Below are 20,403 nucleotides of genomic sequence, written 5' to 3'. Positions count from 1 at the left end.
GCAGCCTACAGACGGATAAGGCGGCGCATTTTAGCAGAGCCCATGCTTATCGGTAAGCTGCGATTGTCAGTGCATTTCAAATCGGGGCGATAGTTTTAGCCACGTTCCGGCTGAAAGCGCACGACAAACCCCTTGAGGTTCTGCTGGCGGTTCAGCAAGTCACGCAGCCGGTCGGCTTCAGCGCGCTCGATCAGCGGCCCGACAAACACCCGGTTTTTGCCGTCGGCGGTACGGATGTAGGCGTTGTAACCCTGGCTGCGCAGGGTTTTCTGAAGCTTTTCCGCGCTTTCACGACTCGACAGGCTGGCCAGTTGCACGGACCAGCTGACAGACAAACCATTGGCATCGACACGGCTTTGCGTGGTGTCCGGCTTGCCCGGTGCCGCGGTGATCGGCTGGGCAGGCGCTGTCGCAGGTTTAGCCGCCAAAGCCGGGACCGGCGCGGGTGCAGGCGGTTTGGCTGCAGGCGCTGGAGCCAGCGGCGCAGCTGGCACCGCCGATTCCTGCTGGGCGATTTCTTCATCGCTCGGCACGGGTTCCTGAGGCAAGGCTTGCGGTTCAGGTACCACCACCGGCTCGACCTGTACCTGGGGCATCGCAGGCGCCTGCGGAGCCGCAGGCGCTTCGACCTTCACCTGGCGCTGTTCGTCCTGGCGGGAAAACAGCATCGGCAGAAAAATCACCGCCAGCGCGACCAACACCAGGGCGCCAACCATGCGCTGTTTGTATGCCTTATCCAGCAATGCCATTCGCCGCGTCCTCCGTGGAGCGCCGAGCCAGCCATTCAAGGGCCTCGGCGACACAATAAAATGATCCGAACAACAGGATTTCGTCGTCGCTCGTGGCCTGCGCGCACTGCCCTTCCAGGGCGGCCGCGACACTGTCGTATGACGTGACCGAAGCCCCAAGGCCTTGCAGCGCGGCGTGCAAATCCGCAACCGAACGCGCCCGAGGCGAATCCAGCGGTGCGACAGCCCAGTGCTGGACACTAGCATTCAATTCGCCGACAACACCACCCAGGTCTTTGTCCGCCAGCAACCCGAACACCGCCAGACGCCTGCCGACCGGTGGACGACTGGCCAGGCGACGAGCCAGATACTCCGCCGCATGAGGGTTATGCCCCACATCCAGCAATAGATTCAAGCGCTTGCCTTGCCACTCGAACTCGCGGCGATCCAGACGACCGACCACCTTCGTTGCCCGCAGCGCCTCGACAATCTGCGCATCCACCCAAGGCAAGCCGAGCAGCAGGTACGCCTGCAACGCCAGTGCAGCGTTTTCCATCGGCAGATCGAGCAGTGGCAGGTCGCGCAGCTCAACCACGCGCCCTTGCGCATCGACACCGCGCCATTGCCAGTTGTGATCGGTCACACCGAGGTCAAAATCGCGCCCACGCAGGAAAAACGGGCAATTGAGCTCGCGCGCCTTGTCCAGCAGGGGTTGTGGAGGGTTCAGATCGCCGCAGAGCGCAGGCGCGCCTTGGCGGAAGATACCGGCCTTCTCGAAAGCCACGGACTCTCGGGTATCACCGAGGTAATCCGCATGATCGACGCCAATACTGGTGACCAGCGCCATGTCGGCGTCCACCACGTTGACCGTGTCCAGACGACCGCCCAGACCGACCTCCAGCACCACCGCATCGAGCCCGGAGCGCTGGAACAGCCAGAATGCCGCCAGGGTGCCCATTTCGAAGTAAGTCAGGGAAGTGTCGCCGCGCCCGGCCTCTACCGCGGCAAAGGCCTCGCACAGCTCGGCGTCCGTGGCTTCGACGCCATTGACCGTTACCCGCTCGTTGTAACGCAGCAGGTGCGGGGAGTTGTAAACCCCCACTTTCAAGCCCTGGGCCCGCAGCAAGGACGCCACGAACGCACAGGTGGAACCCTTGCCGTTGGTCCCGGTGACCGTGATCACCCGAGGTGCCGGCTTGCCCAGTCCCATGCGGGACGCTACCTGCTGCGACCGCTCCAGGCCCATGTCGATGGCCGAAGGGTGCAACTGCTCAAGGTAGGCGAGCCATTCGCCAAGGGTACGTTGGGTCATAGGCTGGCGGGTACCGGTGGAACCACGATCGGCTCGATGGGTGCAGCCACGAACTGCGGCGTCGGCAGGCCCATCATTTGCGCCAGCAGGTTGCCCAGGCGCGGACGCAGCTCCTGACGGTCGATGATCATGTCGATGGCACCGTGCTCCAGCAGGAACTCGCTGCGCTGGAAGCCTTCCGGCAGTTTTTCACGCACGGTCTGCTCGATCACGCGCGGACCGGCAAAACCGATCAACGCCTTCGGCTCGCCGACAATCACGTCGCCGAGCATCGCCAGACTGGCGGAAACGCCGCCGTAGACCGGATCGGTCAACACGGAGATGAACGGGATGCCTTCTTCACGCAGACGAGCCAGCACCGCGGAGGTCTTGGCCATTTGCATCAGGGAAATCAGCGCTTCCTGCATCCGCGCACCGCCGGAAGCCGCGAAGCAGATCATCGGGCAACGTTTTTCCAGGGCGTAGTTGGCGGCGCGCACGAAACGCTCACCGACGATGGCGCCCATCGAACCACCCATGAAGGAAAACTCGAACGCCGAGACCACGACCGGCATGCCCAGCAAAGTGCCGCTCATGGAAACCAGTGCGTCTTTTTCGCCGGTCTGCTTTTGTGCAGCGGTCAGGCGATCCTTGTACTTCTTGCCGTCGCGGAATTTCAGACGGTCAACCGGCTCCAGGTCTGCACCCAGCTCGGTACGGCCTTCAACATCGAGGAAGATGTCGATACGGGCGCGAGCGCCGATACGCATGTGATGGTTGCACTTGGGGCAAACGTCCAGGGTCTTTTCCAACTCCGGACGATACAGCACAGCCTCGCAAGACGGGCATTTGTGCCAAAGACCTTCAGGCACCGAACTCTTCTTGACCTCGGAACGCATGATCGAAGGGATCAGTTTGTCTACTAACCAGTTGCTCATGCTTTCTTTCTCCAGTACCGGTGGCCCGAACGCTCTGGTTCGCAGCCCCGTGTATGCCCTAGCGCTAAATTCATGTGTGCGAAGAGGGTCGATGGACTGCCACGGTCAGCGCGAAACATGACCTGCGTGCAACCACAAACCCTCGGATCTGCCTGCTGTGTGCAGTGCATCCGCTTTGTACAGTGCAGTGGACGGCGGCAGTCTGCCAGCCGTCACATCAACAGGTGCTACCGCGTACCGCTTTGATAAATGCCTGAATCTTTGCGTGATCCTTGATGCCCTTGCTCGCCTCTACCCCGCCGCTGACATCCACGGCATAAGGCCGAACGCGGGCAATCGCTTCGGCGACGTTATCCGGCGTCAGACCGCCCGCCAGAATGATCGGCTTGCTCAAGCCTTGCGGTATCAGTGACCAGTCAAACGCCTCGCCGGTTCCTCCGGGAACGCCTTCGACATAGGTATCGAGCAAGATTGCGCTGGCACTGGCGTAAGCATCACAGGCCGCGGCGATGTCATCACCCGCCTTGACCCGCAGCGCCTTGATGTACGGGCGGTGCCAACCTTCGCACTCGGCCGCGCTTTCATCGCCGTGAAATTGCAGCAGGTCCAGGGGCACCGCGTCGAGGATTTCACCCAATTCGCACCGGCTTGCATTGACGAACAAGCCCACGGTGGTCACGAACGGCGGCAGTGCCTTGATGATCGAGCGCGCCTGCTGGAACGTTACCGCACGGGGGCTTTTGGCGTAGAACACGAATCCGATGGCATCCGCCCCGGCTTCGACGGCTGCCAACGCATCTTCCATGCGGGTAATCCCACAGATCTTGCTGCGAACGGCTGACATGTTGGCACAACTCCAAGACAAATCCAGGAAAGTCCCGGATGGTAACAAAAGCGTTCGAGGGCGTCAGCCGCCAAGTTCCGAGAAACCGGTCAAGAAGTGTGGACCGATGTAACGCTCGGGCAATTGGAACTCGTCACGGTACTCGACCTGCACCAGATACAAACCGAATGGATGCGCGGTCACGCCACCGGTCCGGCGAATCCGGCTCTCCAGCACCTCTTTCATCCACTCCACCGGACGCTCTCCGGCGCCAATGGTCATCAGCACGCCGGCAATGTTGCGCACCATGTGATGCAGGAAGGCGCTGGCGCGGATATCCAGCACGATCATCTTGCCGTGACGGGTGACACGCAGGTGATGCAGCTCCTTGATCGGCGACTTGGCCTGGCACTGACCGGCGCGAAAAGCACTGAAATCATGGGTGCCGAGCAGGTACTGGGCGGCCTCGGCCATGCGCTCGACGTCCAGCGGACGGTGGTTCCAGGTCACCTCTTCGTTCAGGTGCGCCGGGCGGATCTGATCGTTGTAGATCACGTAGCGATAACGCCGGGCAATGGCTTTGAACCGCGCATGGAAATGCGCCGGCATAACCTTGGCCCAACTGACACTGACGTCGTGGGGCAAGTTGATGTTGGCGCCCATGGTCCAGGCCTTCATCGAACGCTCGACCTGGGTGTCGAAATGCACCACCTGTCCGCAGGCATGCACCCCGGCGTCGGTACGCCCGGCGCACATCAGCGAAACGGGTGAGTCGGCGACTTTGGACAAGGCGTTTTCGAGGGTTTCCTGCACGGTGAGCACCCCGGACGCCTGGCGCTGCCAGCCGCGGTAGCGCGAGCCTTTGTATTCGACGCCCAGCGCGATCCGGAAAAAGCCGTCGGCTGCCATTTCGGCGACCGGGTTATCTATATTTGCCAAGGAGGGACAGCCTGCTGATGTACCAAAGGCGGGCATTATAAGGCCGCCGGGCGGGGATGCCAGAGGGATCTCCTTTGACTGCACCGGCCTCATCGCGGGCAAGCCCGCTCCCACAGGGTTCTGTGGCGTTCGCAATGCCCGCGAAGGGACCACAACAGACGACATCGACTCATCGACTAAACAAAAACGGCAGCCTCAATGGGCTGCCGCTTTTTTACAACCTACCAATCACTCAAGCCAGGCGCGAAAGCATTTCCTCGGCTTCATTCTTCTGCTCGGCACTGCCTTCGCTCACCACCTCATTGAGGATGTCGCGAGCACCGTCGCTGTCCCCCATGTCGATATAGGCCTGAGCCAGATCGAGCTTGGTAGCGGCTTCGTCAGTACCCGAGAGGAAGTCGAAGTCATCATCGTCACCCAGTGCTGCATCAGCTTCGGTAAAGGTCGGCTCGCCGATGCTGCTGGACAAACTCTCCAGCTCGGCGTTGACATCATCCAGCTCTGCCGCGAACGCATCCGGTGCATCAAGCTCGTCGGCCAGCGACAAATCGAAATCGGCAGGCAATTCCAGGTCATCCAGTGCGACCTCAGGGACAGCTGGAGTTTCGGCAACCGGGAAATCTTTCACACCTTCGTCCAGATCCAGCAGGAAATCGTCTTCAGCCAGCATCGCCGGCGACGGTTGCGCACCGAGATCCAGGTCGAGATCGAAGTCCGACAGGTCGTCGAGGTTTTCCTTGATTTCAGTCTGTTGCTGCAACACCGACTCAAAACTCAGATCGTCATCCAGCGGGAACTCGTCCAGGTCCGCCAGCGCCGTCACTTCAGGCTCCGGCGCAGGTGCAGGTGCAGGCGCCACAGGCGTAATCGCGTCCAGATCATCCAGGCTCAAATCGAAGGCACTGTCGAGGTCATCCTCGAACGGCGCTGGCACTGGCTCTGGCGCCGGTGCTTGCGGCTCATCGAGTAACAGATCCTTGACGTATTGCGCGTCCAGTTCGGCAGCAACGGCGGCTGCGGCGATGCCACCGGCAGCCACCAGCGCCATGGCCGGGAAGCGGCTTTTGAGCTTTTCAACCTGGGTGAAGTTGTCGCCATTGGCCACCAACTGACGCTCCTGGCCGACGAACGCATCGCGGTCGCCTTGCTGGCCGTAGACTTCCATCAGTTTCAAGCGCAAGTCGCTGCGCTTCGGCTCTTGCTTGACGCCGTCCTCCAGCAACGCGGCAGCCTGATTCAGGCGACCGGCATTGATGTGCGACTGAGCCTGGCCCAGCACGTCGTCGGAACGCTCGGCGGCCGGAGCCACCAATGGTGCGGCAATCGGCGTGGTCATCACCACCGGAGCAACCACCGGCGCTGGCGCGGGAGCAGGCGTCGGGGCAGTCGCCAGCTTCACACTCGGCGACGGAACTCCAAGGCCTTCGAAGCTGCTTTCCGGCAAGTCGAAATCGGCCGGGAACGGCTGTTCTTCGGCCAAGGCACGGGCCATGCGCATATGCTTTTCGGCTTCTTGCTGGGCTTTGCGGCGGCGCGCCAGCAACAGCAGCAAGAGCAGCAGAATCACCGCACCGCCACCCACCAGGCCCAGCAGCACCGGATTGGCCAGCAACTCATTGAATTTCTGATCATCGGATGCTGCCGGTGTCGCCTCAACGGGCTTCTCGGCCGGCACCGCAGTTGCCTCGGGCGCTGTGACCACTGGCGCAGTTTCAGCCGGACCAGGCGCTGCCGGGTTTGCAGCCAGCTCGGCCGACATCGCCGGAGCTGTCGCAGCCGCTGGTGCACCCGCAGCGCCCTCGGCCTGCAACTTGGCCAGTTGATTGTTCTTCAACTCGATCAGGCGTTGCAGCTTGTCCACCTGGCTTTGCAGATCGGTCATGCGGCTTTGCAGTTCGGCGTTATCACGACGGCTGCTGTCGAGGCTTTCCTGGGTCACCGCCAACTTGTTGCTGAGGGCCTTGGCATCTCCGGCAGCCCCTTTGCCACGGTTCTTGCCGGACTCGGCAGACACCAGGCTCAGCTTGTCGGTGGTCGCTTGCGTCGGAGCACCATCGGTACGAGCGCGACTGGTGGCGTCAAGCTGTTGCTGCCCTGCCCCGGGTTTCGCCACGTAGCGACGCCCCTGGCGCCATGCGGTGTTCTGCGCAGCCACTTCGGCAATGGCCTTGGCTTGCGGCAGGCCCGTGCTCTGTGCCTGGTCCGGCAGGCGCAGCACCTGGCCAGTTTTCAAGCGGTTGATGTTGCCGTCGATGAATGCATCCGGGTTCAGCGCCTGAATAGCCAGCATGGTCTGCTGGATCGAACCGCCGTTACGCGCCTTCGCGGCGATTTCCCACAGGGTATCGCGCGGCGTGGTGGTGTATTGCGACGGTTTGGTCGCACCGGTGACGGGCGCGGCAACCGTTGACGTCGGTTGCGCAGCCGCTTCAGCGGTTTGCGGCGAGAATTTGGACGGATCGAGCAGCACACTGTAGTCGCGCAGCAAGCGGCCGTTCGGCCACATGACCTGAACCAGGAACTTCACCATGGGTTCGGAGAGTGGTTTGCTGGAGGTCACGCGCAGGATGCTTTTGCCGCTCGCGTTAAGCACCGGGGTAAAGGTCAAGTCGTTGAGAAACGCCTGGCGGTCGACACCGGCCTTGGCGAAATCGTCTGGTGAGGCCAGGCTCGGCACCACTTCGGCGGCGGTGAGATCCTTGACATCGAGCAGCTCGATTTCCGCTACCAGCGGCTGGTTGAGCGTCGATTTCAGGGTCAACTCCCCGAGCCCGAGGGCATGCGCCATACCGGAGGACAGCGCCGAGGCGGCCGCTATTGCTAACACCAGTTTGCGAACTTGAACCATTAGCTCATCCTTAGTTTGAACATTCCTCGGCCAGCGAGAAGGTATTGATAGCCGCTGCCGTAAGGCATTGCGTGCAACGGCGAGGGTCGTCGCGCGCGATCATTTCATTGATGCCCGGTAAAGCCCCGCAGAGAGGCTCGCCTTCAGCACTCCGGCAAGCATAGGCACGCGCGGAATCATTCGACAAATTGTTGCAAAGTATCTTTTACAGCAGGTCTTTAAGCAACAACTCGGCCAACTGCACAGCGTTGAGCGCGGCGCCTTTGCGTACGTTATCTGACGTCAGCCACAGATTAAGTTCCGACGGGTCGTCGATACCCTGGCGAACCCGACCGACGTAGACCACATCCTGCCCTACCGCATCGCCCACCGGCGTCGGGTAATCGCCGGCTTCCACCAGCTCGATGCCGGGTGCGTCTTCCAGGGCCACATTGATTTTTGCCAGGTCGATTTCACTCGCGGACTGCAGGGTCACGCTATAGCTATCGCCAAAAAACACCGGGGCTTGAATGCAAGTGACGGAAATCTTCAATGAAGGCAGCGCCATGACCTGGCGCAGCTCACGCACCAGGCGTTTTTCCAGCAGCGTATGACCTTGCTCATCCGGTTTGCCGACCTGGGCCAACAGGTTGAAGGCCATCTGCCGATCAAAGAATTTCGGCTCCAGCGGCCGCACATTCAGCAGCTCGGCGGTCTGCCGCGCCAGCTCGCTCACGGCTTCGCGACCCTGGGCCGATACCGCCAGGCTGGCGGTCAGGCTGATGCGCTGCAAATCGAGCAAATCCATCAGTGGCGCGAGCACCACCGCCAGCGTGGTGGCCGACGGGCTTGGACTGCTGACCTGAAACGGCTTTTTCAAGCCGGCCAACACCTGAGCGTTGGCCTCAGGCACGACCTGCGGCGCCTTTTCGGCCGCCAAGGCACCGGAGAGATCGATCACCGAGCAACCGGCATCGGTCGCACGGGAAGCAAAACTCAACGAGACCGCCGGGCCGGCGGCAAAGAATGCCAACTGCACCTTGCTGAAGTCGAACTCATCGACCTCCCGCACCCGCACATTCTTGCCGCGAAACGGTACCGAACTGCCGGCCGATTCGCTGCTGGCCAACAGGTGCAGGTTACCGATCGGGAAGTCGCGCTCTTCGAGAATCTGCACGAGTGTTTCGCCGACAGTACCGGTGGCGCCGATCACGGCAATATCAATGGACTGGCTCATGGGTTTTACCTCTGGCGAAACGGGGGGAGCGGCACTTTACCGGGTGGTGGGGATGCAGGCAATTCGGCGGGAGATTTGTGGTGTTCGTGCCGGCCTCATCGCGAGCAAGCTCGCTCCTACAAGGATAAAAAAACCCGCACCTCTTGCAAGGCGCGGGTTCTTTCATTGCATCAACCGATCAACGCTCGAGCAGGATCCGCAGCATGCGACGCAGCGGTTCGGCCGCGCCCCACAGCAACTGGTCGCCGACGGTAAACGCGCCGACGAATTGCGAACCCATGTTCAGCTTGCGCAGACGGCCAACCGGGATGTTCAGGGTGCCGGTGACCTTGTTCGGGCTCAGCTCCTGAATGCTGGTCTCACGGCTGTTCGGTACCAGCTTGACCCAAGGGTTGTGCTGGCTGATCAGCCCTTCGATATCAGCGATCGGTACGTCTTTGTTCAGCTTGATGGTCAGCGCCTGGCTGTGGCAGCGCATGGCGCCGATGCGCACGCAGATGCCATCGACCGGGATCGGGCTCTTGAAGCGACCGAGGATCTTGTTGGTCTCGGCCTGGGCCTTCCACTCTTCGCGGCTCTGACCGTTCGGCAGTTCCTTGTCGATCCACGGGATCAGGCTGCCGGCCAGCGGTACGCCGAAGTTTTCGGTCGGGTACGCGTCGCTGCGCATGGCTTCGGCAACACGACGGTCGATGTCGAGGATCGCGCTGGCCGGATCGGCCAGTTGATCGGCAACAGCGGCGTGGGTCGCGCCCATTTGCTTGATCAGTTCACGCATGTTCTGCGCGCCGGCACCGGAGGCCGCCTGATAAGTCATGGCGCTCATCCACTCCACCAGGCCAGCTTCGAACAGACCACCGAGGCCCATCAGCATCAGGCTGACGGTGCAGTTGCCGCCGATGTAGTTCTTGGTGCCCGCATCCAGCTGCTGGTCGATCACCTTGCGGTTGACCGGATCCAGAACGATCACCGCGTCATCCTGCATGCGCAGGCTGGAAGCGGCGTCGATCCAGTAACCCTGCCAGCCGGCTTCACGCAGCTTGGGGAAGACTTCGCTGGTGTAGTCGCCACCCTGGCAGGTCAGAATCACGTCGAGGGTTTTCAGCTCTTCAATGCTGTAAGCGTCCTTGAGCGGAGCAATGTCCTTGCCCACGGACGGGCCTTGGCCACCGACATTGGAAGTGGTGAAAAACACCGGCTCGATAAGATCGAAATCCTGCTCTTCCAGCATCCGCTGCATGAGCACGGAACCGACCATACCGCGCCAACCGATCAGACCTACACGTTTCATCGCAACTACACCTTCTTGAAATGTGGGCCGCTGCCTTGTCTTGAATTTGGCAGCGGGCCCGAGAGATTACAGATTCCGCAGCGCGGCGACTACTGCGTCACCCATTTCCTGCGTACCGACTTTAGTACAACCGGCCGACCAGATGTCACCGGTGCGCAAGCCCTGATCCAGCACCAGGCTGACGGCTTTCTCGATGGCATCGGCCGCGGCCTGCTGGTTGAAGCTGTAACGCAGCATCATCGACACCGACAAAATGGTCGCCAACGGGTTGGCGATGCCTTTGCCCGCGATGTCCGGCGCCGAACCGTGGCACGGCTCGTACATGCCTTTGTTGTTGGTGTCCAGGGACGCCGACGGCAGCATGCCGATGGAACCGGTGAGCATCGAGGCCTGGTCGGACAGGATGTCGCCAAACATGTTGTCGGTGACGATCACGTCGAACTGCTTCGGTGCACGCACCAGCTGCATCGCGGCGTTGTCGACGTACATGTGGCTCAGTTCGACTTCAGGATAATCCTTGGCCACTTGTTCGACCACTTCACGCCACAGTTGGCTTGAGGCCAGTACGTTGGCCTTGTCCACCGAGCACAGCTTCTTGCCACGGACCATGGCCATGTCGAAACCGACACGGGCGATGCGGCGGATTTCGCTTTCGCTGTACGGCAGGGTGTCGTAGGACTGACGCTCGCCGTTTTCCAGGGTGCGGGTGCCACGAGGTGCGCCGAAGTAGATGCCGCCGGTCAGTTCGCGAACGATCAGGATGTCCAGGCCGGCCACGATTTCCGGCTTCAGGCTGGAAGCCCCGGCCAGTTGCGGGTACAGGATCGCCGGACGCAGGTTGCCGAACAGGCCCAGTTGCGCACGGATCTTCAACAGGCCGCGCTCAGGGCGGATGTCACGTTCGATGGCATCCCATTTCGGACCGCCAACGGCGCCCAGCAACACGGCGTCGGCCGCACGGGCACGTTCCAGGGTCTCGTCGGCCAGGGGCACGCCGTGCTTGTCGATGGCAGCACCACCGATCACATCAAAGCTCAGCTCGAAACCCAGGGCGAACTTGTCACTGGCCAGCTCCAGCACCTTGACCGCTTCGGCCATGATTTCCGGGCCAATACCGTCACCAGGGAGAATCAGAATCTGCTTGCTCATGCTTTCCTCATGTCATCAGTCGGTGCGCCCATGGACGCACCCGGAAAAATTCTATCGCTCAGCCAACAGCACCAGTACATCGGTACTGAACGAACCATCGGCCTCAATCTCGAAATATTCGCGTACTTCATTGCCCATCGACTGCTGCAACTCGCGGATCGCCGCGCGCATCACTTCAGGTGTGCGCATGCGCTCGACCCAGCTGTTGTACTCCAGGCGCAGGCGCTGACGAGTGGTACTGCGGGTATGCAGCCCCGCCTCGCTGACCTGGCGCAGCCACTCGCCGGCGGAATAATCGCGCACATGGCTGGTGTCGCGCAGCACTTCGACGCTTTGCAGGTAAGTGTCGAACAGCGGGCTACCCGGTGACAACACGTCGACGAACGCCGCCACACCGCCCGGTTTCAGGACTCGACGCACCTCCCGCAGGGCCAGGCCCAGATCGCTCCAATGGTGCGCCGAATAACGGCTGAAGACGAAATCGAATTCGCCATCGGCGAACGGCAGGCGCTCAGCGGCACCATTGACCGTGGTCACGTTGCTCAAGCCACGATCGACAGCGGCAGCGGTCACCACGTCGAGCATCTGCTGCGACAGGTCATAGGCCACCACTTCCTTGACCAGCGGCGCCACATGAAAACTCACGTGACCGGCACCGCAGCCCAGATCCAGGACCCGGGCATCGCCCTGCCCGGCCAGTTCGGCCTGTAGCAGCGCGAATTCAGTGCCTTGAGCGTGGACGGCGCTGCTCAGGTAGGCCGAGGCCTGTTCACCGAATTGCTTTTGGACTACCTGGGTGTGTCGGGCGGTGCTGGTCATGGGGACTTCCTTTTAGTCTTGTGGTGCCTGTTCCGACCTCATCGCGGGCTTGCCCGCGATGAGGTCGGCCCGGACTACATCAATCTCGGATCAATCACGCGTCGCGAAACAACCAAGGCTGGCTCGCACGATGTTTGGCTTCAAACGTCGCAATCGCATCGCCGTCCTGCAAGGTCAGGCCGATATCGTCCAGGCCGTTGAGCAGGCAGTGTTTGCGAAAGGCATCAATTTCGAAACTCAACACCTTGCCGTCAGGGCGGGTCACGGTCTGGGCTTGCAGATCGACCTGTAACTGGTAGCCCGGATTGGCCTCGACCTGCTGGAACAGCTCATCGACTTCGGCATCGCTCAAGATGATCGGCAGCAAGCCGTTCTTGAAGCTGTTGTTGAAGAAGATGTCGGCATAGCTCGGCGCGATGATGCTGCGGAAACCGTACTCTTCCAGCGCCCACGGCGCATGTTCACGGCTGGAGCCGCAACCGAAGTTCTCCCGGGCCAGCAATACGCTGGCGCCCTGGTAACGTTCGGCGTTGAGGACGAAGTCCTTGTTCAGCGGACGCCTGGAGTTGTCCTGATAAGGCTGGCCCACATCCAGGTAGCGCCATTCATCGAACAGGTTCGGGCCAAAGCCCGTGCGCTTGATCGACTTCAAGAATTGCTTCGGGATGATCTGGTCGGTGTCGACGTTGGCACGATCCAAAGGCGCGACAAGTCCAGTGTGCTGGGTAAAAGCTTTCATGCTGCGCTCCTTAAATCAATTCACGGACGTCGACGAAACGACCGTTCACAGCGGCTGCGGCGGCCATGGCCGGGCTGACGAGGTGAGTACGACCACCAGCGCCCTGACGACCTTCGAAGTTACGGTTGGAGGTCGAAGCGCAATGCTCGCCGGATTCCAAACGGTCCGGGTTCATCGCCAGGCACATCGAGCAACCCGGCTCGCGCCATTCGAAACCGGCTTCGAGGAAAATCTTGTCCAGGCCTTCCGATTCAGCCTGGGCTTTGACCAGACCCGAGCCCGGCACGACGATGGCCTGCTTGATGGTCGAGGCCACTTTGCGGCCCTTGGCGATCACCGCCGCAGCGCGCAGGTCTTCGATCCGCGAGTTGGTGCAGGAACCGATGAACACGCGGTCGAGCTGAATGTCGGTGATCGCCTGATTGGCGGTCAAACCCATGTACTTCAAGGCGCGGACGATGGAGTCGCGCTTGACCAGGTCCATTTCCTTCGCAGGATCCGGCACGTTCTGATCAACAGCCAACACCATTTCCGGCGAAGTGCCCCAGCTGACTTGCGGCTTGATCTGGGTCGCATCGAGCTCGATCACGGTATCGAACCTGGCATCAGCGTCAGACACCAGGTCTTTCCAGGCTTCGACGGCCAGGTCCCATTCCGCGCCTTTCGGAGCAAATGGACGGCCCTTGACGTAAGCCACGGTCTTTTCGTCCGCGGCCACCAGGCCTACGCGAGCGCCGGCCTCGATGGACATGTTGCAGATGGTCATGCGGCCTTCGACGGACAGGTCGCGAATCGCGCTGCCGGCGAATTCGATGGCGTGGCCGTTACCGCCGGCGGTGCCGATCTTGCCGATCACGGCGAGCACGATGTCCTTGGCGGTCACGCCGAACGGCAATTGGCCTTCGACCGCTACCCGCATGTTTTTCATTTTCTTGGCGACCAGGCACTGGGTGGCGAGCACATGCTCTACCTCGGAAGTGCCGATACCGTGAGCCAATGCGCCGAATGCGCCGTGGGTCGAGGTGTGGGAGTCGCCGCAGACCACGGTCATGCCCGGCAAGGTTGCGCCCTGCTCCGGGCCGATGACGTGGACGATGCCCTGGCGAACGTCGTTCATCTTGAACTCGACGATGCCGTATTCATCGCAGTTGTCATCGAGGGTCTGCACTTGCAGACGCGAGACCTGGTCAACGATGGCGTCGATGCCGCCCTTGCGCTCCGGCGTGGTCGGTACGTTGTGGTCCGGGGTCGCGATGTTGGCATCGATGCGCCATGGCTTGCGCCCGGCCAGACGCAGGCCTTCGAAGGCTTGCGGCGAGGTCACTTCGTGGATGATGTGACGATCGATGTAGATCAGCGCAGAGCCATCGTCGCGCTGCTTGACCAAATGCGAATCCCAGAGCTTGTCGTAGAGCGTTTTGCCGGCCATCAGACGGTTCCTCATCAGCTTTTTCTATGCCAGTGAGGTCTGTATAGCGAGTTTCGTTAGTCAACTTCGGCGCCAGAAGCCCATATCCTGCGTTGCTGCTCCTCGCCATAGCGCGCTATGACTCGTCGCAGCGCCTTGGCTATGGACTTCTGGCATCCGAATTTGAACTAACAAACTCGCTACACAGACCTCTGGGTCTTGAAAGTCTCAATAACCCTTTGGCTTGTGAGGCTGATCCTATGGGGTTACATTAAATAACTCAAATTCATATTTTTTATGCTTTGGATAACCAACTGGAATACAACCATGGACTTGGCCAACCTCAATGCTTTTATTGCCATCGCCGAGACCGGAAGCTTCTCCGGCGCCGGCGAACGGCTGCACCTGACCCAGCCTGCGATCAGCAAACGCATCGCCGGGCTGGAGCAGCAATTGAAGGTGCGGTTGTTCGATCGCCTGGGGCGTGAAGTGGGCCTGACCGAGGCCGGGCGCGCCCTGCTGCCGCGGGCCTACCAGATTCTCAATGTCCTCGATGATACGCGCCGCGCCTTGACCAACCTCACAGGTGAAGTGACCGGCCGTCTGACCCTGGCCACCAGTCACCATATCGGCCTGCACCGTTTGCCACCCTTATTGAGGGAGTTCACCCGACGCTACCCACAAGTGGCGCTGGATATTCAGTTCCTCGATTCGGAAGTGGCCTACGAGGAAATTCTCCACGGCCGAGCCGAACTGGCGGTCATCACCCTCGCGCCGGAACCCCATGCGCTGGTCAAGGCCACCCCAGTGTGGGACGACCCGCTGGATTTCGTGGTTGCACCGGAGCATTCGTTGCTCAATAACGGCAAGGTCAGCCTGTCGGACATCGCCCGACACCCGGCGGTCTTCCCCGGTGGTAACACGTTTACACACCACATTGTGCAGCGGCTGTTTGAAGCCCAGGGCCTGACGCCTAACATAGCCATGAGCACCAACTACCTGGAAACCATCAAGATGATGGTCTCGATCGGCCTGGCCTGGAGCGTTTTGCCGCGCACCATGCTCGATGACCAGGTGGCGCGCATACCTTTACCGGGCATACAGCTCACTCGCCAGCTAGGCTATATCCTGCACACGGAAAGGACGCTGTCGAATGCCGCTCGGGCTTTCATGGCCTTGCTGGATGCTCAACTCGATCCGCCAGGGACTCAAGGCTGACTTGTGCTACTCCTATAGAGCCGCGCCCCCCCTGTGCCAAACGCCCATTCAGCCTAAGGCTTGCCAATGCCCAAATCTGTTGACCGTATTCCGCCAATGCCGCGCATACAGGCACTTGACCCGAAAAACTCCGAACAGAGCTGGGAAAGTGCCTCGCAACTGTTGGCCGCGCTCAACGGCGCGCGCCTGGGTGCCTGGTATTGGGACATCGAGCGCGGGCAGATCAGCTGGTCCCGGGGTACGCAGGCGCTGTTCGGCTTCGACCCCCGCAAACCGTTGCCATCGGATCTGGAATACCTCGACCTGCTGCCCCCGGAGGATCGCGCGAAAACCCTTCGCGCATTCCACGCGGTCATTGCTGGCGCGCCGCTGGAGCAAGCGATGCGTCACCGCATCCGCTGGCCCGATGGCAGCCTGCACTGGCTGGAAATCAACGGCAGCCTATTACCGGACAAGCACGGCAGGCCACGGATGATCGGCGTAATCCGCGAGATTACCCACCAGCGCCAGCGCGAACAGGCGTTGAGCAGCTCGGAAAAACGCTTCGCCACCCTGTTTCACCTGTGCCCGAACATGGTCCTGCTGACCCGCCAGGAAGACGGCCTGATCTCCGAAGCCAACCAGTATTTCGAAAGCCTGTTCGGCTGGCCGGTGCAAAACGCGATCGGCCGCACCACTCTGGAGCTGGGCCTGTGGGTGCACCCCGAGCAACGGGAGGAGCTGGTCAAGGCCACCAAAGCCAAAGGCGACCTGGTCAGCATGGAAGTGCAGTTTCGCGCCAGCAATGGCCAGATCCACGACGGCATCCTCAGTGCGCAAAAGGTCGAGCTCGAAGGCCAGCCCTATCTACTGAGCACGTTCCTTGACACCACCGAACGCAAAATCGCCGAACACGCCCTCAAGGACAGCCAGGAGCGCCTCGACCTGGCCCTGGACTCGGCGCAACTCGGCACCTGGGACTGGCACATTCCCAGCGGCATGCTCTACGGATCGGCACGGGCCGCCCAACTGCACGGTCTGGACGCCAAACCCTTTCACGAGTCCTTCGACGAGTTCTTCGAAGGCGTGCCCGGCGAAGAACGCGACACCATGCGCGACGCTTACCGCAGCCTGCGTGAAGGCCCGGCCGGCAACTATCAATTGACCTACCGCGTGCAGTTACCCGACGGCAGCTCGCGCTATCTGGAAAGCCGCGCCCGCCTCTACCGCGATGACAACGGCGTGCCGGTGCGCATGGCCGGCACATTGCTCGACATCACAGACCAGGTGGAGCGCGAACAACGGCTGGTGGCCTCCGAAGAAAAATTCGCCACGTTGTTCCAGGTCAGCCCCGATCCGATCTGCGTCACCCACCAGGACTCCGGCCAGTTCATTGAAATCAACTCCAGCTTCACCCAGACCTTCGGCTGGAGCACTGCCGACGTGATCGGCCGCAGCGCCGACGAAATCGGCCTGTGGGACGCATCGGCGAAAAGCCTGCGACGGATCGAACAAGTGATCCGCGAACAAGGCCTGAACAACGTGGCCATTCTCGTCCAGCACAAGGACGGACAGGTCCTGACTTGCGTGATTTCCAGCCGCCAGATCAGCGTCGGCGACCAGGCCTGCATCGTCACCACGCTGCGCGATATCACCCAACAACAGCGCTCGGAAGCGGCGCTCAAGGCCAGTGAAGAGAAATTCGCCAAGGCCTTCCACTCCAGCCCCGACGCCATCACCATCACCGAGCGTGACACCGGACGCTATCTGGAGGTCAACGACGGTTTCTGCCGCCTGACCGGTTACCGTGCCGAGGAAGTGGTGGGCCGCACGGTGTATCAGGTGGGGATTTGGGCGGAAGAAAAACAACGCTCGGCGCTGCTGGCCGAATTGCAGATCAAGGGCCGGGTTCATCACCAGGAAATGCTCGGGCGCAACAAGCGCGGCGAACTGCTCACCGTCGAAGTCTCGGTGGAACCGATCACCCTCAATGAAACCGCCTGCCTGCTGTTGACCGCGCGAGACGTCAGCCTGCTGAAAAACGCCGAAGCGCAGATCCGCCACCTGGCCTACCACGACCCACTGACCAACCTGCCCAACCGCGCATTGCTGATGGACCGCCTGAGCCAGCAGATCGCCCTGCTCAAACGGCATAACCTGCGCGGCGCGCTGATGTTCCTCGACCTCGACCATTTCAAGCACATCAACGACTCCCTCGGGCACCCGGTGGGCGACACGGTGCTGAAAATCATCACCGCGCGCCTGGAGGCCAGCGTGCGCATGGAAGACACCGTTGCGCGCCTGGGCGGTGACGAATTCGTGGTGCTGCTCAGCGGCCTCGAAGGCTCGCGCAGCGAGGTCAGCGATCAGGTTCGCGAAGTGGCCGACACCATCCGCGAGCTGCTGTCCGAACCGATGTTCCTCGACGGTCAGCGCCTGCAAGTGACGCCAAGCATCGGCATTGCGCTGATCCCCGATCACGGTTCGACCCCGACCGACCTGCTCAAGCGCGCCGACATCGCGCTTTATCGCGCCAAGGACTCGGGGCGCAATACCGCGCAGATGTACCACAACACCATGCAGAAGGCCGCGAGCGAACGCCTGCGCATGGAAACTGACTTGCGCCTGGCGCTTTCCCGGGGCGAGTTTCGCGTGCATTACCAACCCCAGGTCGACGCCCGGGGCGACCGCATCGTCGGCGCCGAGGCACTGGTACGCTGGAATCATCCAGAGCTCGGCGCGCAATCACCCGCCGAGTTCATCAAGGTGCTGGAAGACAGCGGACTGATTCTGGAGGTCGGCACCTGGATCCTCGACGAAGCCTGCCAGGCCTTCAAACAATTGATCGACGACGGTCTGGTGAATCCGTACAAATTCAGCCTGTGCGTGAACATCAGCCCTCGCCAGTTCCGCCAGAACGACTTCGTCGAACGAATCGAAAACAGCCTGACCAGCTATGGCCTGCCCTGCTCCCTGTTGAAGCTGGAAATCACCGAAGGCATCGTCATCCATAACCTGGAAGACACCATCAGCAAAATGCGCCGCCTGAAAAAACTCGGCGTGAGCTTCGCCATGGACGACTTCGGCACCGGCTACTCCTCACTGACCTACCTCAAGCGCTTGCCGGTCGATACCCTGAAAATTGACCAGTCGTTCATCCGCGACGCCACCAGCGACCCGAACGACGCCGAGATCATCCGCGCCATCGTCGCCATGGCCCACAGCCTGGACTTGAAGGTGATTGCCGAAGGGGTGGAAACAGCGGAGCAGCTGGAGTTCCTGCAGGGGTTGGGATGCCATTTCTACCAAGGGTATTTGCACAGCCAGCCATTGCCGGTGGAAGAGTTTCAAAAACTGCTGAAGTAGCGCTTTTTTAAAGGACAAGGCACAAAAAAAGCTCAGGCCGCTTCAGCCACCGGCAGCCCCAGCAAACGCGAGACATTATCCAGCTCGGTCTCACGACGCAGCACGGTGAACAGCTCCACCGCCTCGGGATAATTGCGGGTCAGCATCGCCAGCCATTGCTTCAGGCGACCCGGCGACTGGCGTGGCGTCATCTGTGCCTTGGCCTGCAACCAGAAGTCCTGAATCAACGGCAGCAACTCGGCCCAGGTCATCTCGACGACCTCCTCACCGGCCCGCGCCGCGGCGATCTGCCGGGCAAGGTCCGGACGCGAAACCAGGCCACGACCGAGCATGATGTCTTCCACACCGCTGATTTCGCGGCAGCGACGCCAGTCTTCGACGCTCCAGATATCGCCGTTGGCGAACACCGGCACCTTGACCACGTCCTGCACCCGCGGAATCCACTCCCAGTGTGCTGGCGGTTTGTAGCCGTCGACCTTGGTCCGCGCGTGCACCACGATGTGTTCGGCGCCACCTTCGGCCAGGGCCGTGGCACACACCAGCGAACCGTCCGGGCTGTCGAAGCCCAGGCGCATCTTGGCGGTGACTGGAATGTGCGCGGGGACGGCACGACGAACGTGCTCGACGATCTGGTTGAGCAGCTCGGGCTCCTTGAGCAGTACCGCGCCACCACGGGACTTGTTCACGGTCTTGGCCGGACAGCCGAAGTTCAGGTCGATCACTTCGGAACCCAGCTCGCAGGCCAGCGCGGCATTTTCCGCCAGGCACACCGGATCGGAACCGAGCAGTTGCACACGCAGCGGCACGCCTGAGGCCGTCCGGGCACCGTTGAGCAACTCCGGGCCGAACTTGTGGAAATAGGCAGGTGTGAGCAACTGGTCGTTGACCCGAATGAACTCGGTCACGCACCAGTCAATACCACCCACGCGGGTCAGCACATCGCGCAGGATGTCGTCGACCAACCCCTCCATGGGCGCCAAAGCAATTTGCATGAAAAACACACTCGAGGAAAAACGTGCGGCAGTTTACTGGATTGCGCGAAGAATCTGCAGAACATCGCGACCACCTGTGGGAGCGGGCTTGCTCGCGAAAGCGGTGGATCAGCCAACATCATCGCTAATGACAGACCGCCTTCGCGAGCAAGTCGGACCGCCGCACCGCCGCTCCCACAGGGAATCAGGGTTGTACCAACTCCTGCACCTGAATCGCCGGACCATAGCCCTCGATGAATTCTGCCGGCATGCGCTTGGGCTTGCCGGTGGACAGTTCGATGCAAACGAACGTGGTCTGCGCGCGCAATAGCGTGGTGTTGTCGCTGGGGCGGATCAGCTGGAAGTGCCGGGTCATTTTCAGGCGCTGGTCCCAATCGATGATCCAGGTCGCCAATTGCAACTCATCGTCCTCATAGGCAGCCGCCAGGTAATCGATCTCGTGGCGCACCACCGCCATCGCCCGGTCCAGCCGTCGATATTCGACCAGGTCCAGGCCAAGGCGCTGGGAGTGGCGCCAGGCACAGCGTTCGAGCCAGGTCACGTAGACCGCGTTGTTCGCGTGCCCCAACCCGTCAATGTCCTCGGCGCTCACTTGCAGATCAATGATGAACGGCGTTTCCCGATCCCAGCCCATGCCCGACTCCCTGGTCAGATAATTT

General features: G+C 61.3%; 16 protein-coding genes. 2 read left to right on the top strand and 14 right to left on the bottom strand.

What is annotated here, in order from left to right; genetic code table 11:
- Positions 1–95: 95 nt before the first annotated feature.
- The 12 genes from AC3ITY_RS10095 to leuC form a co-directional block, all read right to left on the bottom strand.
- Positions 96–749: an SPOR domain-containing protein gene (locus tag AC3ITY_RS10095; protein ID WP_223454292.1), complete on the bottom strand. Its 654-nt coding sequence runs from the start codon at positions 747–749 to the stop codon at positions 96–98.
- Positions 733–2,040 carry a bifunctional tetrahydrofolate synthase/dihydrofolate synthase gene (gene folC / locus AC3ITY_RS10090; protein WP_223454290.1) on the bottom strand — a complete coding sequence of 436 codons (1,308 nt, stop codon included), beginning with the start codon at positions 2,038–2,040 and terminating at the stop codon, positions 733–735. The genes AC3ITY_RS10095 and folC overlap by 17 nt, the downstream gene beginning before the upstream one ends.
- Entirely contained in the window at positions 2,037–2,957 is a 921-nt protein-coding gene (gene accD, locus AC3ITY_RS10085) for an acetyl-CoA carboxylase, carboxyltransferase subunit beta (protein ID WP_108217781.1), read from the bottom strand. Before accD ends, folC begins: the two co-directional genes overlap by 4 nt.
- Positions 2,958–3,174: 217 nt before the next feature.
- Entirely contained in the window at positions 3,175–3,801 is a 627-nt protein-coding gene (locus AC3ITY_RS10080) for a phosphoribosylanthranilate isomerase (RefSeq protein WP_223535180.1), read from the bottom strand.
- A gap of 63 nt (positions 3,802–3,864) precedes the next feature.
- Positions 3,865–4,689 carry a tRNA pseudouridine(38-40) synthase TruA gene (gene truA, locus AC3ITY_RS10075; protein ID WP_095943676.1) on the bottom strand — a complete coding sequence of 275 codons (825 nt, stop codon included), beginning with the start codon at positions 4,687–4,689 and terminating at the stop codon, positions 3,865–3,867.
- 262 nt (positions 4,690–4,951) lie between these two features.
- Positions 4,952–7,567 carry a motility hub landmark protein FimV gene (locus AC3ITY_RS10070; protein WP_223532625.1) on the bottom strand — a complete coding sequence of 872 codons (2,616 nt, stop codon included), beginning with the start codon at positions 7,565–7,567 and terminating at the stop codon, positions 4,952–4,954.
- 205 nt (positions 7,568–7,772) lie between these two features.
- Complete coding sequence (locus tag AC3ITY_RS10065) at positions 7,773–8,783, bottom strand: aspartate-semialdehyde dehydrogenase (protein WP_489308779.1); 1,011 nt, start codon at positions 8,781–8,783, stop codon at positions 7,773–7,775.
- Positions 8,784–8,961: 178 nt separating this feature from the next.
- Positions 8,962–10,074: an aspartate-semialdehyde dehydrogenase gene (gene asd / locus AC3ITY_RS10060; protein WP_007975660.1), complete on the bottom strand. Its 1,113-nt coding sequence runs from the start codon at positions 10,072–10,074 to the stop codon at positions 8,962–8,964.
- A gap of 66 nt (positions 10,075–10,140) precedes the next feature.
- On the bottom strand, positions 10,141–11,223 hold the full coding sequence (gene leuB, locus AC3ITY_RS10055) for a 3-isopropylmalate dehydrogenase (RefSeq protein WP_489308777.1): 1,083 nt from the start codon (positions 11,221–11,223) through the stop codon (positions 10,141–10,143).
- A 51-nt stretch (positions 11,224–11,274) separates the two neighbouring features.
- A complete protein-coding gene (locus AC3ITY_RS10050) occupies positions 11,275–12,042 on the bottom strand; it encodes a class I SAM-dependent methyltransferase (RefSeq protein WP_489308775.1) in 768 nt (255 codons plus the stop codon).
- A 94-nt stretch (positions 12,043–12,136) separates the two neighbouring features.
- Positions 12,137–12,781 carry a 3-isopropylmalate dehydratase small subunit gene (leuD, locus tag AC3ITY_RS10045; protein WP_150759155.1) on the bottom strand — a complete coding sequence of 215 codons (645 nt, stop codon included), beginning with the start codon at positions 12,779–12,781 and terminating at the stop codon, positions 12,137–12,139.
- 10 nt (positions 12,782–12,791) lie between these two features.
- Entirely contained in the window at positions 12,792–14,210 is a 1,419-nt protein-coding gene (gene leuC / locus AC3ITY_RS10040) for a 3-isopropylmalate dehydratase large subunit (RefSeq protein ID WP_223454278.1), read from the bottom strand.
- A gap of 306 nt (positions 14,211–14,516) precedes the next feature.
- Between leuC and AC3ITY_RS10035 the strand changes: the two genes are divergently transcribed.
- Both AC3ITY_RS10035 and AC3ITY_RS10030 read left to right on the top strand, forming a co-directional pair.
- Complete coding sequence (locus AC3ITY_RS10035) at positions 14,517–15,407, top strand: LysR family transcriptional regulator (RefSeq protein ID WP_489308772.1); 891 nt, start codon at positions 14,517–14,519, stop codon at positions 15,405–15,407.
- 66 nt (positions 15,408–15,473) lie between these two features.
- Positions 15,474–18,752, top strand: a complete 3,279-nt coding sequence (locus AC3ITY_RS10030; protein WP_489308770.1) for a sensor domain-containing protein — start codon at positions 15,474–15,476, stop codon at positions 18,750–18,752.
- 32 nt (positions 18,753–18,784) lie between these two features.
- Here AC3ITY_RS10030 and AC3ITY_RS10025 read toward each other — a convergent pair whose 3' ends face one another.
- Both AC3ITY_RS10025 and AC3ITY_RS10020 read right to left on the bottom strand, forming a co-directional pair.
- Entirely contained in the window at positions 18,785–19,744 is a 960-nt protein-coding gene (locus AC3ITY_RS10025) for a tRNA dihydrouridine synthase (RefSeq protein WP_008050845.1), read from the bottom strand.
- 184 nt (positions 19,745–19,928) lie between these two features.
- The gene (locus tag AC3ITY_RS10020; protein ID WP_223535179.1) at positions 19,929–20,378 is read right to left on the bottom strand and encodes an acyl-CoA thioesterase; all 450 of its coding nucleotides are present in this window, start codon (positions 20,376–20,378) and stop codon (positions 19,929–19,931) included.
- Positions 20,379–20,403: the final 25 nt, after the last annotated feature.

This window comes from Pseudomonas sp. GL_091 (assembly GCF_057837725.1).
This window is presented reverse-complemented; position numbering and strand designations above follow the sequence as displayed.

Excerpts from the sequence above, each read along its gene's own strand:
- AC3ITY_RS10095 (WP_223454292.1), bottom strand. The coding sequence starts at position 749 with ATGGCATTGCTGGATAAGGCATACAAACAGCGCATGGTTGGCGCCCTG.
- folC (WP_223454290.1), bottom strand. The coding sequence starts at position 2,040 with ATGACCCAACGTACCCTTGGCGAATGGCTCGCCTACCTTGAGCAGTTG.
- accD (WP_108217781.1), bottom strand. The coding sequence starts at position 2,957 with ATGAGCAACTGGTTAGTAGACAAACTGATCCCTTCGATCATGCGTTCC.
- AC3ITY_RS10080 (WP_223535180.1), bottom strand. The coding sequence starts at position 3,801 with ATGTCAGCCGTTCGCAGCAAGATCTGTGGGATTACCCGCATGGAAGAT.
- truA (WP_095943676.1), bottom strand. The coding sequence starts at position 4,689 with ATGGCAGCCGACGGCTTTTTCCGGATCGCGCTGGGCGTCGAATACAAA.
- AC3ITY_RS10070 (WP_223532625.1), bottom strand. The coding sequence starts at position 7,567 with ATGGTTCAAGTTCGCAAACTGGTGTTAGCAATAGCGGCCGCCTCGGCG.
- AC3ITY_RS10065 (WP_489308779.1), bottom strand. The coding sequence starts at position 8,783 with ATGAGCCAGTCCATTGATATTGCCGTGATCGGCGCCACCGGTACTGTC.
- asd (WP_007975660.1), bottom strand. The coding sequence starts at position 10,074 with ATGAAACGTGTAGGTCTGATCGGTTGGCGCGGTATGGTCGGTTCCGTG.
- leuB (WP_489308777.1), bottom strand. The coding sequence starts at position 11,223 with ATGAGCAAGCAGATTCTGATTCTCCCTGGTGACGGTATTGGCCCGGAA.
- AC3ITY_RS10050 (WP_489308775.1), bottom strand. The coding sequence starts at position 12,042 with ATGACCAGCACCGCCCGACACACCCAGGTAGTCCAAAAGCAATTCGGT.
- leuD (WP_150759155.1), bottom strand. The coding sequence starts at position 12,781 with ATGAAAGCTTTTACCCAGCACACTGGACTTGTCGCGCCTTTGGATCGT.
- leuC (WP_223454278.1), bottom strand. The coding sequence starts at position 14,210 with ATGGCCGGCAAAACGCTCTACGACAAGCTCTGGGATTCGCATTTGGTC.
- AC3ITY_RS10035 (WP_489308772.1), top strand. The coding sequence starts at position 14,517 with ATGGACTTGGCCAACCTCAATGCTTTTATTGCCATCGCCGAGACCGGA.
- AC3ITY_RS10030 (WP_489308770.1), top strand. The coding sequence starts at position 15,474 with ATGCCCAAATCTGTTGACCGTATTCCGCCAATGCCGCGCATACAGGCA.
- AC3ITY_RS10025 (WP_008050845.1), bottom strand. The coding sequence starts at position 19,744 with ATGCAAATTGCTTTGGCGCCCATGGAGGGGTTGGTCGACGACATCCTG.
- AC3ITY_RS10020 (WP_223535179.1), bottom strand. The coding sequence starts at position 20,378 with ATGGGCTGGGATCGGGAAACGCCGTTCATCATTGATCTGCAAGTGAGC.